Raw genomic sequence first — 13,395 nt, forward strand, 5'->3', positions numbered from 1 at the left:
CCGATGGGTGCGGAGCATGATCGAGGCAGTCGGCCTGACCAAGCGCTACGGCGACAAGACCGCTGTGTACAACCTTTCCTTCCAGGTGCGGCCCGGTGCCGTCACCGGCTTCCTGGGGCCCAACGGCTCGGGCAAGTCGACGACGATGCGGATGATCCTGGGCCTGGACAACCCCACCTCGGGGCACGTGACGATCGGCGGCCACCCGTACCGCAAACTGCCCAACGCCGCACGCCACGTCGGCGCGCTGCTCGACGCCAAGGCGGTGCACGGCGGCCGGGCCGCCCGCAACCACCTGCTGAGCCTCGCCCAGCTGTCCGGCATCCCCGCCCGCCGGGTGGACGAGGTGCTCGGCGTGGTGGGCCTCCAGGACGTGGCCAAGCGGCGTTCCAAGGGCTTCTCCCTCGGCATGGGCCAGCGGCTCGGCATCGCCGCCGCGCTGCTCGGCGACCCCCAGGTGCTGCTCTTCGACGAGCCGGTCAACGGCCTCGACCCGGAGGGCATCCACTGGGTGCGCAACCTGATGAAGGCGCTCGCGGCGGAGGGACGCACCGTCTTCGTCTCCTCGCACCTGATGAGCGAGATGGCGCTGACCGCCGACCACCTGATCGTCATCGGGCGCGGCCAGCTGCTCGCCGACATGAGCGTGACGGACTTCATCTCGGCCAACTCCGCGGACTTCGCGCGCGTGCGCACGCCGGACACCGAGCCGCAGCTGCGCGAGAAGCTGACCTCCGCGCTGACCGAGGCGGGCGGCCACGTGCTGCCCGAGCAGGACGGCGCGCTGCGGGTGACGGGCCTCGCCCTCCCCCGGATCAGCGACATCGCGCACGAGTCCGACGTACGGCTGTGGGAGCTGTCGCCGCACCAGGCCTCGCTGGAGGAGGCGTACATGCGGATGACGCAGGGCGCCGTGGACTACCGGTCGACCGCCGACCAGAAGGCGGGGCTCCAGCAGCCCCTGCCGCCCGGTGCGCAGCCTCCGATGCCGGTGCCCGGGCAGGGTCAGCCGGGGTGGTACGCCCCGCCGCCGCCCCAGCAGGGCGGTCAGCCCTTCGCCGCGCCGCAGGGCGCCCCGGGCCAGGCCCCGGCGGGCCCGTACGGCGCCCCGCAGGCGCCCGGCGCGCTGCCGGGCGGTCAGCCGGCCAACCCGTACACGGCGCAGCAGGCGCCGCAGGCCCAGCCGGCCCCGCAGACGCCCCAGCCGCCCGCCGCGGCTCCCGCACCCCCCACCGCCGCCCCGGCGCCCGCCTCCGCGCCCGTCACCGACCCGACCAAGCCCGAGGACGCCCGATGAGCACCCCCCAGCCCCCGACGCAGCAGGCCGCGCCCGACTGGCACGCGGCGCCCGGTTCGCCGTACCCGACCTACACCTCGCCGATCCCGGTGGTGCGCACGACCCTCCTGCACGCCCTGGCCTCCGAGTGGACGAAGATCAAGTCGGTGCGCTCGACGATGTGGACGCTGGGCGTGTTCGTCCTGCTGGTCCTCGGCATCGGGCTGCTGACCGGCGCGGTGGTGGCGAGTTCGGACTCCGACCTGGCCGGCGAGAGCGCGCTGAGCCTCGGCTTCTTCGGGCTGCTGCTCGGCAGCATCTGCGTGATCACCCTCGGCGTGCTGACCACGGCGTCCGAGTACGGCACGGGCATGATCCGCACGACGATGACGGCCTGCCCCAGCCGCGGCCGGGTGCTGGCGGCCAAGGGCATCGTGTTCTTCCTGGTCGCCTTCGTGGTGACCCTGGTGTCGGCGACGCTGATCGGCCTCGTCCACGTGTCCATGCTGGAGGGCCACGGCGCCGGCGATCCCACCGGCGAGGAGTGGCTGAAGGGCACCGTCGGCGTCTCGCTCTACGTCGCGCTGCTCGGGCTGCTCTCGCTGGCCGTCGGTTCGATCATCCGGCACTCGGCGGGCGCCATCACCATCATGATCGGCGTCCTGCTCGCGCCGCTGGTGATCGCCCTGTTCATGTTCTCGGAGTCGCTCAAGGACGTGCAGCAGGCCCTGTTCGAGTACTCGATCCCGAACCAGATGAGCATCTTCTACGCCAACTCGCTCTCCGAGTCCGGGCCCTCGGGCTGGGACCCGCTGTGGATCGTGCTCGGCGTGACGGCGGCCGTGTTCGCCGCCGCCTTCGTCCTGCTGGAGAAGCGGGACGTGTAGGGCGGCCGGACCGGCCCTCAGAACCTCGGCGCGTTACGGGACCGCTGCACCCGCGTGGTGCGGCGGTCCTTCGCGTTCCAGCACGCCTTGTGCCAGTGCCGGCGGTCGTCGACGCCCGCGTGGGCGGGCCAGGCCACCACGTGCGGGACTCCGTCCGGAATGAGCTGGTCGCACCCCGGGCAGCGGTACGACTTCCCCTGCGCGCTCGCGCCCGCCACGTGCCGGACGCTCCACTCCTCGCCCTGCCAGCTCTCCGAGGACTGCCAGCCGCCGTAGCGGCCGGAGCCGTCCTCCTCGGCGCTCCGGCCGGAGGAACCGGCTCCCTTGGGTCGGTTGCGACGCGGGGACACAGGACACCTCACGGAGCTATACAGGAAGCAGGGCGGCATCCAGCCTACGCGGCACGGACACGGGTACGCATACGCCGTCGAACACCGCAACTCCCCCCGCGCGGGGATTCCGACCGGGCCCGGGGCACCGTCCCACAACGGCCGATTCTGCAGACAATCCGCAAAGTCCTTCGTCCGGCCGTGTCCTCGGCACGTGTCAGGCGGTTATGCCCTGTGGGGGAGCTCCGTGTCGGGGCCGAGGAAGCAGGAAAAGGCAATGCGCGTAGGAAGTTTCGTGTTGGGGGCCCAGTTCCCGGGCCAGGGCCAGGGCGAGGCGCTGCACCGCGCCGTCCGCTCGGCCGAGGTCGCCGAGGAGGCCGGGCTCGACTCGGTCTGGCTGGCCGAACACCACTTCGTGCCGTACGGCACGTGTCCGTCGGCCGTGACCCTGGCCGCACTGCTGCTGGGCCGCACCCGGCGCCTGAGGGTGGGCACCGCGGTCAGCGTGCTGCCCACCGTCCACCCCGTGGCGCTCGGCGAGCAGGCGGCACTGCTGCACGTCACGAGCGGCGGCCGCTTCTCGCTGGGCGTGGGCCGCGGCGGTCCGTGGGTGGACCTGGAGGTGTTCGGCGCGGGTCTGGAGGCGTACGAGACGGGGTTTCCGGAATCGCTCGACCTGCTGCTGCGCTGGCTGCGCGAACCGGCCGTCGGCGCCTCGGGGGACCGCTACCGCTTCCGCGAAGTGCCCGTCGTGCCGCGGCCGTCGGAGTCCCTGTCCGAGGAACCGGGCCCGGAGGTCGTCGTCGCCTGCACGTCGCCGTCGAGCGTGCGCATGGCGGCCGAGCGGGGGCTGCCGATGCTCCTCGGGATGCACGTCGGCGACGAGGAGAAGGCGGAGATGGTCGCCCTGTGGCGCCGGCACGCCCGCGAGGCCGGGCGGACGGCCGCGGAGGTCCACGCAGCCGCCCATGTCTCGGCCGGTGTCTGCCAGATCGCGGACCGGCGCGCGGACGCGGCGGAGACCCTGCTCAAGGCGATGCCGGGCTGGCTGCGGCAGGGGCTCGGCGCCCATGTCACGGTGGACGGCCGGGAGCGGCGGATGCGCGACCCGCACGCGTACACCGAACTGCTCTGCGGGCTGCACCCGGTGGGCACGCCCCGGCTGTGCGCGGACCGGCTCGCGGCGACCGGCGAGCGGACCGGCATCTCCCGCTTCGCCCTGCTCGTCGAGGGCTCGGGAGACCTCGCGGCGACCGAGGAGAACGTACGGCGGCTCGGGGCCGAGGTACTCCCCCAGCTCGGCTGAACCGTCGGGCGCGGAGCTTGCCGCTCCGGTACAAAAGCTGCACCTCCCACGTACGGAGCGGCAAGCGGGCGGTCTGGGTGCCTCAGCAGTCGCGCAGTTCGGGCGACTGGTTCAGCAACTGGCTGCGCACCGAGGTGAATTTGGTCAGCGTCTCGTCGACGGAGGAGTCCAACGGGAACACCGCCACCCGGTGGCAGTTCTGGAAGGCCAGCCGCACCCCGAAGTGCCGCTGCAGTGCACCGCGTATGGCGTCACTCGCGAGCGCACGCAGGAGCTGACCGCGCGCCTGCTCGTCCGGCGGGGGCGTCTGGTTGTCGGCGAAGGCTCCGCCGTCGACCTTCAGCTGTGCCACCAGGGAGCTGACCATCTCCCATGCGTAGGGCAGGGAGGTCCGGACGCAGTCGACGAAGTCTGCTTCGTCGACCTCGCCTCGCTCGGCCTGTTCGAGTAGGGCCGGTGAGACGTCGAGCGACATGGGTTCTCCTCTCGCACCCCCGACCAGCAGGGGTTGCCGGACAGTTAAGGGAGTGCGCGATTCCGAACACGCTGCGTACACAGTTCGCGACCTCCCGTTCAATACCGTAAGCAACCGATCGTGACGGCACCAGGAGAATGCCCAGATGGACACCATCCGGTAGGCCCACAATCGGCCAGTGCGCACAACGGGGCCAATGGGAGAAGTGGGACAGCGTGCGGGTGCGCCGCGGGGCGCTCGGGCACGGGCGAATCGCGTCGGGCCGGGCGCGTCGAGTAGCGTTGCCGACCATGCGTCTCGTCATTGCCCGCTGTTCCGTCGACTACGCCGGACGGCTCACCGCCCACCTGCCCTCGGCCCCCCGGCTGATCCTGGTCAAGGCGGACGGCAGCGTCTCGATCCACGCCGACGACCGGGCCTACAAGCCCCTCAACTGGATGTCGCCTCCGTGCACCCTCAAGGAGGGCGCGGGCGACGAGGAGGGCGTCTGGACCGTCGTCAACAAGGCGGGCGAGAAGCTCATCATCACGATGGAGGAGATCCTGCACGACTCCTCGCACGAACTGGGTGTCGATCCCGGCCTGATCAAGGACGGCGTGGAAGCGCACCTCCAGGAGCTGCTCGCCGACCGCATCGAGACCCTGGGCGAGGGCTACACCCTCATCCGCCGCGAGTACATGACCGCCATCGGCCCCGTCGACATCCTGTGCCGGGACGCCCAGGGCGGGACCGTCGCGGTCGAGATCAAGCGGCGCGGCGAGATCGACGGCGTGGAACAGCTCACACGCTACCTGGAACTGCTGAACCGCGATCCGCATCTCGCGCCGGTGCGGGGCGTGTTCGCCGCCCAGGAGATCAAGCCCCAGGCCCGCGTGCTCGCCACGGACCGCGGCATCGGCTGCCAGGTGCTGGACTACGACGCCCTGCGGGGCATCGAGGACGACAAGCTGCGGCTGTTCTGAGGCGGCGTCACGTCCTGCGACGCGAGGAGGGCCGGGTCCGTCGGGTGGACCCGGCCCTCCTTCGTGCGGCGGTTTCGTGTGTCGGTGCTCGACCGGCAGGATCAGATGATCTGACCGGCCTCGGGGTCGTCCGCGCCGGACGCGCCGGTGCCGGTGCTGCTCTGGGTGGCGGTGGGGGTGGCCACGGGGGAGCTGGCCGCTGTGGGCGCGATGGTGTCGCCGGCGCTGGTGGAAGTCTCGGGGAACGTCGTCCCGGTCGAGTCGCTTTCCGACGGCTCGGGATCCGTCGGTGCACTGGTCGTGGGGCTGGGGGGCGGCGAGCTGGAGGAAGACGGCGGAGTGCTGGGGCCGGTGGGCGTAGGAGTCGGCGAATCACTCGGCTCGTCCGGCGACCCCGGATCGTCCGGGCTCTCGTCATCGCCGGGGGCGCTGCTGCCCGTACTGCTCGGCCCGTCCGAAGGCTCCCCCGACCCCGTCGGCGCCGGGTCGTCGGACGTGCCGGGCGTGCCGTCCGGGCCGGAGTCGGCCGGGCTGCCGGGCGTCTCCCGGTCCTTGCCGTCGTCGGTGGGCCGGTCCGCGCCGAGGCTGCCGTCGTCGATGCCCTGGCTCGCCGAGGGGGTGCCGCCGACCTCGTTGGACGGGTCGCCCGCGTCGTTCTCGGAGGTGGCCCCGAGGGTGACCACCGTGCCGAGCACGGCGACGAGCAGCGCGCCCGCTCCGGCGGCCACCAGGTTGCGCCGGGCGAAGCCCTTGATGCCGCCCGCGACCGTGCGGGACGGCTCGTCGTCGGGCTCCCGGCGGGTGACGAGGGTCGGGGACTGGGGCGGCGGCTGGAGCGGCGGGAAGGGCGCGGGGACGCCCGCGGACGGCGACACCGACTCCTCGTTGCGGGCGTCGGGCACCTCCTCCCCCACCGTCGGCCCGAGCCCGGCACCGAACCCGGCGACGGCGCCCGCGCCACCGAAGGCGCCCGCACCGCTGCTGCCCAGCCCCGGGGTGTCCCCGGTGCGGTCGGCGACCAGCGCGAGGGCGCGGCGGCCCGCCACGGCGCCGCGCTTGTCGGAGAGGGCGCCGCGCAGGCCGATGGAGGCCTCCAGCTCGGCGCGCGCCCGGTCCAGCTGGTCCTCGCACAGGGCGAGGACGCCGAGTTCGTGGTGGAAGTAGGCCTGTTCGGCGACGTCGCCGGCGAGCCGGGCGGCCTCGGTGCCCGAGCGCAGCGCCCGCTGCCAGGCGCTCCAGTGCAGTCCGGCGGCGAACGCGGGCGCCGCGGTGCGGGCCAGCTGGACGGCCGGGCTGTCCTCGTCCTCGGCGGTCGGGGTCGTCGCGGGCACCAGGGCGGCGAGGGCGGCCAGTACGGCGTCGGCCTCCGCGCAGACCCGCTCGGGGGTGACCGAGGGGTGCCCGGCCCACCAGGCGTAGTGCTGGGCCGCGGAACGCGCCCGCTCCCGCAGGCCGTCGGTGTATCCGGCGCTCTCCAGCTGGGTGAGCACCCCGGCGGCCAGCCGGTAGCGGGAGCCGACCGGGGAGACCAGTCCGCAGTCGGCCAGCTCGCCGAGGGCGGCGTCCGCGTGGGTGTCGCCGACCAGGGCGGGCAGGTGGGCCTGGTGCGGCACCTCGCCGCCGAGTGCGACGGCGAACTCCAGCGTGGCGCGGGCGGAGGCGCTGAGCCGGGAGGCGAGCAGCGGTGCGGGCGCGGCGGCCTCGCCGAGGGACGGCAGGGGTACGTCGTCGGCGTCGGTGGCGTCGTAGGGGGTGTCGTCGTCCGGGCGGGCGTCGGCGAAGACGCCGAACTCGTCGACGGCGTCGGCGCCGGCCCGTTCCCGGTCCCGGCGGCGCAGCAGGGCGCCGGCCTGGACGAAGCGCAGCGGCAGGCCCTCGGACTCGAACCAGAGGTCGCCGGCCCAGTTCGCCTCCTCCTCGGTGAGCGTCCGGCCGGCGGCGCGCTCCAGCAGTTCCACGCCGTCCGCGCGGTCCAGGCCGGTGAGGAAGACCTCCTCGACGGCGGAGTCGGCGGAGGGCGCGGGCACGTCCGGGGTGGCGCCGAGGAGGAAGGCGCACTCGGGGGTGGCGTCGAGGAGCTCGTCGAGGGCGCTGCCGCCGAACTCGACGTCGTCCAGGACGACGACCGCGCCGACCTCGCGCAGATGTGCGAGGAGTTCCGTCCGGTCCGGGCGGTGCAGGGGCGCGCGGTGGACGGCATGGAAGAGGTCGTGGAGCAGGTCGTCGGCGGTGCGGTGGTGGCCGCTCAGGCGGACGACGCCGTCGGGTGCGAGGCCCGCGCAGTCCTCGGCGACGACGTCGAGGAGGCTGGTGCGGCCGGAGCCGGCGGGGCCGGTGAGGCGGACGGAGCGGCCGCGGGCGAGGAGCCGGACCAGGCGTTCGCGTTCGTCCTCGCGGGCCAGCAGGCCCAGGACGGTGCGGACCGGTCCCGGCGGGACGGGCGGCCGTGCGGCTCGCTCCGCCTCGGCGCGCTCGGCCGCGGTGAGCTTCTCGGGCCGGGCGGGCCGTTCCGCGGGCGGGCAGACCTCGATCTCGCTGCCGTCGACGGGGTTGACGGTGAGCAGGAAGTCGCCGGACACCAGTCGCACCGTGCGGGCGAGCGCGGGCGCGTGCTGTCCGAAGTCGGAGGTGATGGGGTCCCTGTGCGGGCGCGGGCGCGGCGCCTGGTGGTCGCCGTCCTGGCCGTACTCCTCAGGGCCCCGGTTGTTCGGGTCCATTGGTTCAAGCCCCCCAAAAGCGTCGTGTGCAGGGCCCCGGCAGGGACCACCCTCCCGGCCTTGCCGCACACCGCGCTGTCGCTTCTGGTCCGGGCCCGCCGGCGGGTTTGCAAAGGCAGCGGGCAGCCAGACCCTAAACCTTCGCTCAGTATCTCCGACAGTCCGGGGTGCCGGACCGTCCGAGAGGTCACGGTCTCGTGAGGATTGCGTGTGTCGGAGGTGTGAACCCTCACTTACACCCGGGGCAGAGTCTCCACACCGATCCCGCCCTCGATGGCCAGGATCCGGTGCAGCCGGGTGGCCACCAGCAGGCGCTGCATCTGCGGCGGCACGCCGCGCAGCACCAGGCGCCGGCCGCAGCGGCCGGCCCGCCGGTGGGCTCCCATGATCACGCCGAGTCCGGTGGCGTCCCAGGAGTCCAGTTCGGACAGGTCGAGCACCAGGTCGCCGACTCCGTCGTCGACGGCCGAGTGCAGGACCGTACGGGCGTCCGCCGCGCTGCGGACGTCGAGGCGGCCCCCGACGACCAGCTCGACGTGGTCGCCCCTGATGTGCATATGCGCTCCCCGGCGTGGGTCTTCTCTTCGTCGTCTCTGCGTGGTGGTCTCTCGGCGATATCAGGTGTTGCACCCTCTGACTGGCCGAAACGACCGGAGGTTGCCGCCTGTAAGCGAACCGATACCGAATTCACCCCGGCGTGTGATGTCTGCCGGGGCCGACGCGACCTCAGTGCTTGTAGAAGCCCTGCCCGCTCTTGCGGCCGATGTCACCGGCGTCCACCATCCGGCGCATCAGCTCCGGCGGGGCGAACTTCTCGTCCTGGGACTCGGTGTAGATGTTGCCCGTGGCGTGCAGCAGGATGTCGACGCCCGTGAGGTCGGCGGTGGCCAGCGGTCCCATGGCGTGGCCGAAGCCCAGCTTGCAGGCGAGGTCGATGTCCTCGGCGGTGGCGACGCCCGACTCGTACAGCTTCGCGGCCTCGACGACGAGGGCGGAGATGAGACGGGTCGTCACGAAGCCGGCGACGTCGCGGTTGACGACGATGCAGGTCTTGCCGGTGGACTCGGCGAACTCCCGCGCGGTGGCGAGCGTTTCGTCGCTGGTCTTGTAGCCGCGCACCAGCTCGCACAGCTGCATCATCGGGACCGGCGAGAAGAAGTGGGTGCCGACGACCCGCTCGGGGCGCTCCGTCACGGCCGCGATCTTGGTGATCGGGATCGCGGAGGTGTTGGACGCGAGGATCGCCCCGTCCTTCACCAGCTTGTCCAGGGTACGGAAGATCTCGTGCTTGACTTCCAGCTTCTCGAAGACGGCCTCGACGACGACGTCCGCGTCGGCGGCGGCGTCCAGGTCGGTGGTCGCGGTGATGCGCCCGAGCGCGGCCCCGGCGTCGTCGGCGGTGAGCTTCCCCTTGGCGACGAACTTGTCGTACGACGCCTTGATGCCGTCGGTGCCGCGCCGCAGCGCCTCGTCGGTGACGTCGCGCAGGACGACGTCCCAGCCCGCCTGGGCGGAGACCTGGGCGATGCCCGATCCCATGAGACCGGCTCCGATGACGGCGAGCTTCCGTGCCACTGTGCGACTCCCCTGATACGCGCTGATTCTCGTCTCTCGGCCGGAGATTAGCGGGCGTGAGGCGCTGTGTGACCGGTTAGTAACGCGCGTCACGTCTCAAATGACGGACGTCACACCGAGGGGTGCCATTCGGGTGTCACTCGGCGCCTCGTACGGCGTAGTTGAGCACCTTCTCGCTCAACAGGTCCTCCATCTCGTCCAGCAGCAGGAGCACCTCGCGGGAGACCTCGGAGGGCTTTCCGCCGGCGACCATGCGGTGGCCGATCTCCACCATCACGGTGCCGTGCAGCCAGTTGATCTGACCGGCCATCAGGGTGGGCAGCGGGTCCTCGCCGGGTGCGCCGGTCTCCTCCCTGAGGGTCTGCTCCAGGTTGACGAGGACTTCCTGGCCGATGGCCCACATCCGGGACCGCAGGGCGGGCGACTCGTGGACGACCTTCATGAACCCGGCGTATCCGTCCATCAGGCCCATGCGCGGCGACACCGACTCGACCTCCTCGCGCAGCTCCCGCAGGACGGCGTACGCCGCCGACTCCCCGTCGCGCCGCCCGCGCACCCAGCGCGACAGCCGGTCGACGACCCCTTTGGAGCGGTCGAGGAACAGGTCCTCCTTGGCCGGGAAGTAGTTGTAGACCGTGTTGACGGAGACGTTCGCGGCGTCCGCGACCTCCGCCACCGTCACGGCCTCGAAGCCGCGCTCCAGGAACAGCCCCGTGGCGACATCCGAGATGTACTGCCGGGTCTGCCGCTTCTTCCGTTCCCTGAGTCCCTCGGCCATCCCCGCATCCTAGCCGCGCCGGCACCACTGACTGGTGCCGGTGAAAACTTGGTGTCATTGCAAAATTTCAGCGTCTCTGTTTTTCTGGGGTGCATGGCAATCATCAGTACGGCCGGACTGGCCCGTACCTTCGCGACCAAGCGCGGTCCGGTCGAGGCGGTGCGCGGTATCGACCTCACCGTCCGCGAGGGCGAGATCCTGGGCTTTCTCGGCCCCAACGGCGCCGGCAAGACCACCACCCTGCGGATGCTCACGACCCTGCTCGCGCCCACCGGCGGGGCGGCCACCGTCGCCGGGCACGACCTGGCGACCGACCCGGCCGGAGTGCGCGCGGCGTGCGGGTACGTGGCGCAGTCGGGCGGGGTGGACACGCAGATCACGGCCCGGGAGGAGCTGGTCACCCAGGGCCGCCTGTACCGGCTGTCCAGGGCGCGGGCGGTCGAGCGCGCCGACGAGCTGGCCCGCGACCTGGACCTGACCGGACTGCTCGACCGGAAGTGCGGCGCGCTCTCCGGCGGGCAGCGGCGCCGGCTGGACATCGCGATGGCGCTCACCCACCGCCCGAAGGTGCTCTTCCTGGACGAGCCGACGACCGGCCTGGACCCGGGCAGCCGCGCCGGCCTGTGGGACCTGGTCCGCCGGCTGCGCGACGAGCACGGCACCACGGTCTTCCTGACCACCCACTACCTGGACGAGGCCGACGCCCTCTCCGACCGCCTGGTCGTCGTGGACGACGGTGTGGTGGTCGCCGAGGGCACCCCGGCCGCCCTGAAGCTCGAGTACGGCGGCTCGCCCGACGCGTCCCTCCAGGACACCTTCCTGGCCGTCACCGGCCGCAGCGCGGCTCCGGCCGCCGACGCCGCCCCCGTCGCCGTCTGACCTCTCGAGGATTCCCGATGCTGCTCCACGACACCGGCCTGATCTACGGCCGCTATCTGCGCCAGTCCCTGCGCTCCCGCTTCGCGCTGCTGTTCGGCGTGCTGATGCCGCTGCTGTACCTGCTCTTCTTCGGCCCGCTGCTGACCGACCTGCCGCTCGGCGGGCGGGGCAGCTCCTGGCAGGTGCTGGTCCCCGGCCTGCTGCTGCAACTGGGCCTCTTCGGCGCGTCCTTCGCGGGCTTCTCGATCATCATCGAGAACAGCCAGGGCGTGGTCGAGCGGATGCGCGTCACGCCCGTCAGCCGCCTGGCACTGCTGCTGGGCCGGGTCCTGCGGGACGCCACCGTCTTCGCCTTCCAGGCGGTGCTGCTGGTCCTGGCGGCGCTGGTGATGGGTCTGCGGGCGCCGCTGCCCGGCGTGCTGATCGGCTTCGCGTTCGTCGCGCTGCTCACGGTCTCGCTGGCGTCGCTGTCGTACGCGCTGGCGATGAAGGTCCGCACCCCGCAGGAGTTCGGGCCCACGATCAACGCCCTGACCATGCCGTCGATGCTGCTGTCCGGCCTGATGCTCCCGATGACGCTGGGCCCGGTGTGGCTGGACGTGCTCTCGCACCTGATGCCCTTCCGCTATCTGGTGGACGCGGTGCGGGACGCCTACGTCGGCTCCTACGCGACGGCGCACATGCTCTACGGCGTCCTCGTCGCCCTGGGCTTCACCGCGCTGGCCGTGACGGTGGGCACACGCGTGTTCCGCACCGCCGGCGCGTAACTACGCTGGCCCCATGGTCAACCTGACGCGCATCTACACCCGCACCGGCGACAAGGGCACCACCGCCCTCGGCGACATGAGCCGGGTGCCCAAGACCGATCTGCGGATCTCCGCGTACGCCGACGCCAACGAGGCGAACGCGGTGATCGGCACCGCCATCGCCCTGGGCGGGCTGTCCGAGGACGTCGTCAAGGTCCTCGTCCGCGTCCAGAACGACCTGTTCGACGTGGGCGCGGACCTGTCCACACCGGTGGTGGAGGACCCGGAGTACCCGCCGCTGCGGGTCGAGCAGTTCTACGTCGACAAGCTGGAGGCGGACTGCGACCGCTACCTCGCGGAGGTGGAGAAGCTGCGCTCCTTCATCCTCCCCGGCGGCACCCCCGGCGCGGCCCTGCTGCACCAGGCGTGCACGGTGGTCCGCCGGGCCGAGCGCTCGACGTGGGCGGCGCTGGAGGCCCACGGCGAGACGATGAACCCGCTCACCGCCACGTACCTGAACCGGCTGTCCGACCTGCTCTTCATCCTGGCCCGGGTGGCCAACAAGGAGGTCGGAGACGTGCTGTGGGTGCCGGGCGGGGAACGTTAGAGCGACCGGCGCGCGGCGCCGTACACGCCCCACGCGGTCTGCGCGCCGCCGACGCACATCAGTACGGCGCCCACCTTCGTCAGGGTGACGACGGGGACCTCCACGTCCCCCGTGAACAGCCACAGGGCCAGGCCGGCGAGCAGGGTGACGGCGCCTTCCAGCAGATTCTTGGACGTCCGGGTCACCGGTGTGCCTCCTGCTTCCGCCGCTCGGCCGGGGCCCCGGGTGTGCTCGCCGGACCCTTCTTCGGCCAGATCAGGTACGTCAGGGCGATCAGGCCGTGGATGCCGACGACGCGCAGGGCCGTCCACTGGAAGGAGCGCAGCGACGAGACGTCGCCGTCGTCGCCCACGTACCAGACCGCGCCCTGGAGCAGCGCGCAGGCCACGGCGGCGCCGAGCACCGTGCGCAGCCACAGCCGGCCCTCGTGCCGGGCCCGGGCCATGCCGTAGCGCGGCGGCTTGACCGGGGGCGGGCCGCCGGCCAGGCGGTGGGCGGCGTGGCCGTCGAGCCAGCGGATCGTGTAGTGGCCGTAGGCGACGGTGTAGCCGATGTACAACGCGGCCAGACCGTGCTCCCAGCCGGGCTCGGCACCGTTCTTCAGGTCGTACGCCGTCACGGCGAACAGCACCAGTTCGAGGACGGGCTCGCACAGCAGCAGGACGACACCGGTGCGCCGCCACTTCAACAGGTAGCGGGCGCCCAGCCCCAGGGCCAGCAGGACCCAGAAGCCGACCTCGCAGGCGATGATCAACGCGACGACCACGACGCACTCCCTTCGTTCACCCTTCCAGGCTCCCGTCGGAATCCGCCGGGTTCGTCGTCGGCGGTGACGAACCTCCGGTACATCGAAAGATG

General features: G+C 72.3%; 15 protein-coding genes. 7 read left to right on the forward strand and 8 right to left on the reverse strand.

The window, feature by feature from the left end; all coding sequences use genetic code 11:
* Positions 1–16: 16 nt before the first annotated feature.
* Entirely contained in the window at positions 17–1,297 is a 1,281-nt protein-coding gene (locus NI25_RS12345; RefSeq protein WP_061442502.1) for an ABC transporter ATP-binding protein, read from the forward strand.
* Positions 1,294–2,163 carry an ABC transporter permease subunit gene (locus NI25_RS12350; protein WP_061442503.1) on the forward strand — a complete coding sequence of 290 codons (870 nt, stop codon included), beginning with the start codon at positions 1,294–1,296 and terminating at the stop codon, positions 2,161–2,163. The genes NI25_RS12345 and NI25_RS12350 overlap by 4 nt, the downstream gene beginning before the upstream one ends.
* A 17-nt stretch (positions 2,164–2,180) precedes the next feature.
* On the opposite strand, the gene NI25_RS12355 is transcribed toward NI25_RS12350, so the two are convergent.
* A complete protein-coding gene (locus NI25_RS12355) occupies positions 2,181–2,513 on the reverse strand; it encodes a hypothetical protein (protein WP_061442504.1) in 333 nt (110 codons plus the stop codon).
* Between the two features lie 256 nt (positions 2,514–2,769).
* Between NI25_RS12355 and NI25_RS12360 the strand changes: the two genes are divergently transcribed.
* Positions 2,770–3,798 (forward strand): LLM class flavin-dependent oxidoreductase, encoded by a 1,029-nt coding sequence (locus tag NI25_RS12360; protein WP_061442505.1) that lies wholly within the window; start codon positions 2,770–2,772, stop codon positions 3,796–3,798.
* A gap of 82 nt (positions 3,799–3,880) precedes the next feature.
* Here NI25_RS12360 and NI25_RS12365 read toward each other — a convergent pair whose 3' ends face one another.
* On the reverse strand, positions 3,881–4,273 hold the full coding sequence (locus NI25_RS12365) for an SCO5389 family protein (protein ID WP_003973607.1): 393 nt from the start codon (positions 4,271–4,273) through the stop codon (positions 3,881–3,883).
* A gap of 290 nt (positions 4,274–4,563) precedes the next feature.
* On the opposite strand from NI25_RS12365, the gene nucS reads away from it, so the two are divergent.
* Positions 4,564–5,235, forward strand: a complete 672-nt coding sequence (gene nucS / locus NI25_RS12370) for an endonuclease NucS (RefSeq protein WP_061442506.1) — start codon at positions 4,564–4,566, stop codon at positions 5,233–5,235.
* Positions 5,236–5,336: 101 nt separating this feature from the next.
* Here nucS and NI25_RS12375 read toward each other — a convergent pair whose 3' ends face one another.
* The 4 genes from NI25_RS12375 to NI25_RS12390 all read right to left on the reverse strand — a co-directional run bounded on the left by NI25_RS12375 (position 5,337) and on the right by NI25_RS12390 (position 10,305).
* Complete coding sequence (locus NI25_RS12375; protein ID WP_061442507.1) at positions 5,337–7,952, reverse strand: ATP-binding protein; 2,616 nt, start codon at positions 7,950–7,952, stop codon at positions 5,337–5,339.
* Positions 7,953–8,185: 233 nt separating this feature from the next.
* Positions 8,186–8,509, reverse strand: coding sequence for an STAS domain-containing protein (locus NI25_RS12380; protein ID WP_003973611.1), 324 nt, complete (start codon positions 8,507–8,509; stop codon positions 8,186–8,188).
* A 169-nt stretch (positions 8,510–8,678) separates the two neighbouring features.
* Positions 8,679–9,527, reverse strand: coding sequence for a 3-hydroxyacyl-CoA dehydrogenase family protein (locus NI25_RS12385; RefSeq protein ID WP_061442508.1), 849 nt, complete (start codon positions 9,525–9,527; stop codon positions 8,679–8,681).
* 136 nt (positions 9,528–9,663) lie between these two features.
* Positions 9,664–10,305, reverse strand: a complete 642-nt coding sequence (locus NI25_RS12390) for a TetR/AcrR family transcriptional regulator (RefSeq protein ID WP_061442509.1) — start codon at positions 10,303–10,305, stop codon at positions 9,664–9,666.
* A gap of 93 nt (positions 10,306–10,398) precedes the next feature.
* Here NI25_RS12390 and NI25_RS12395 point away from each other — a divergent pair, with 93 nt between their 5' ends.
* Genes NI25_RS12395 through NI25_RS12405 form a run of 3 tightly spaced genes read left to right on the forward strand, consistent with a single transcriptional unit; the run spans position 10,399 to position 12,537 of the window.
* Positions 10,399–11,184, forward strand: a complete 786-nt coding sequence (locus tag NI25_RS12395; protein ID WP_061442510.1) for an ATP-binding cassette domain-containing protein — start codon at positions 10,399–10,401, stop codon at positions 11,182–11,184.
* A gap of 17 nt (positions 11,185–11,201) precedes the next feature.
* Positions 11,202–11,951, forward strand: coding sequence for an ABC transporter permease (locus NI25_RS12400; RefSeq protein WP_061442511.1), 750 nt, complete (start codon positions 11,202–11,204; stop codon positions 11,949–11,951).
* Positions 11,952–11,964: 13 nt separating this feature from the next.
* Positions 11,965–12,537, forward strand: coding sequence for a cob(I)yrinic acid a,c-diamide adenosyltransferase (locus tag NI25_RS12405; RefSeq protein WP_061442512.1), 573 nt, complete (start codon positions 11,965–11,967; stop codon positions 12,535–12,537).
* On the opposite strand, the gene NI25_RS12410 is transcribed toward NI25_RS12405, so the two are convergent.
* Positions 12,534–12,722, reverse strand: coding sequence for a DUF5708 family protein (locus NI25_RS12410; RefSeq protein ID WP_061442513.1), 189 nt, complete (start codon positions 12,720–12,722; stop codon positions 12,534–12,536). The two genes, NI25_RS12405 and NI25_RS12410, sit on opposite strands and share 4 nt — an antisense overlap.
* The gene (locus NI25_RS12415) at positions 12,719–13,303 is read right to left on the reverse strand and encodes a hypothetical protein (protein ID WP_061442514.1); all 585 of its coding nucleotides are present in this window, start codon (positions 13,301–13,303) and stop codon (positions 12,719–12,721) included. The genes NI25_RS12410 and NI25_RS12415 overlap by 4 nt, the downstream gene beginning before the upstream one ends.
* Positions 13,304–13,395 lie beyond the last annotated feature (92 nt).

Origin of the sequence: Streptomyces sp. CCM_MD2014, assembly GCF_000772045.1 — a bacterium.
GTDB lineage: Bacteria > Actinomycetota > Actinomycetes > Streptomycetales > Streptomycetaceae > Streptomyces > Streptomyces salinarius.

What these genes read in the sequence shown, in the direction of transcription:
- NI25_RS12405 (WP_061442512.1), top strand. Translation starts at nt 11,965, where the DNA reads ATGGTCAACCTGACGCGCATCTACACCCGCACCGGCGACAAGGGCACC.
- NI25_RS12390 (WP_061442509.1), bottom strand. Translation starts at nt 10,305, where the DNA reads ATGGCCGAGGGACTCAGGGAACGGAAGAAGCGGCAGACCCGGCAGTAC.
- NI25_RS12360 (WP_061442505.1), top strand. Translation starts at nt 2,770, where the DNA reads ATGCGCGTAGGAAGTTTCGTGTTGGGGGCCCAGTTCCCGGGCCAGGGC.
- NI25_RS12395 (WP_061442510.1), top strand. Translation starts at nt 10,399, where the DNA reads ATGGCAATCATCAGTACGGCCGGACTGGCCCGTACCTTCGCGACCAAG.
- NI25_RS12380 (WP_003973611.1), bottom strand. Translation starts at nt 8,509, where the DNA reads ATGCACATCAGGGGCGACCACGTCGAGCTGGTCGTCGGGGGCCGCCTC.
- nucS (WP_061442506.1), top strand. Translation starts at nt 4,564, where the DNA reads ATGCGTCTCGTCATTGCCCGCTGTTCCGTCGACTACGCCGGACGGCTC.
- NI25_RS12375 (WP_061442507.1), bottom strand. Translation starts at nt 7,952, where the DNA reads ATGGACCCGAACAACCGGGGCCCTGAGGAGTACGGCCAGGACGGCGAC.
- NI25_RS12365 (WP_003973607.1), bottom strand. Translation starts at nt 4,273, where the DNA reads ATGTCGCTCGACGTCTCACCGGCCCTACTCGAACAGGCCGAGCGAGGC.
- NI25_RS12400 (WP_061442511.1), top strand. Translation starts at nt 11,202, where the DNA reads ATGCTGCTCCACGACACCGGCCTGATCTACGGCCGCTATCTGCGCCAG.
- NI25_RS12345 (WP_061442502.1), top strand. Translation starts at nt 17, where the DNA reads ATGATCGAGGCAGTCGGCCTGACCAAGCGCTACGGCGACAAGACCGCT.
- NI25_RS12350 (WP_061442503.1), top strand. Translation starts at nt 1,294, where the DNA reads ATGAGCACCCCCCAGCCCCCGACGCAGCAGGCCGCGCCCGACTGGCAC.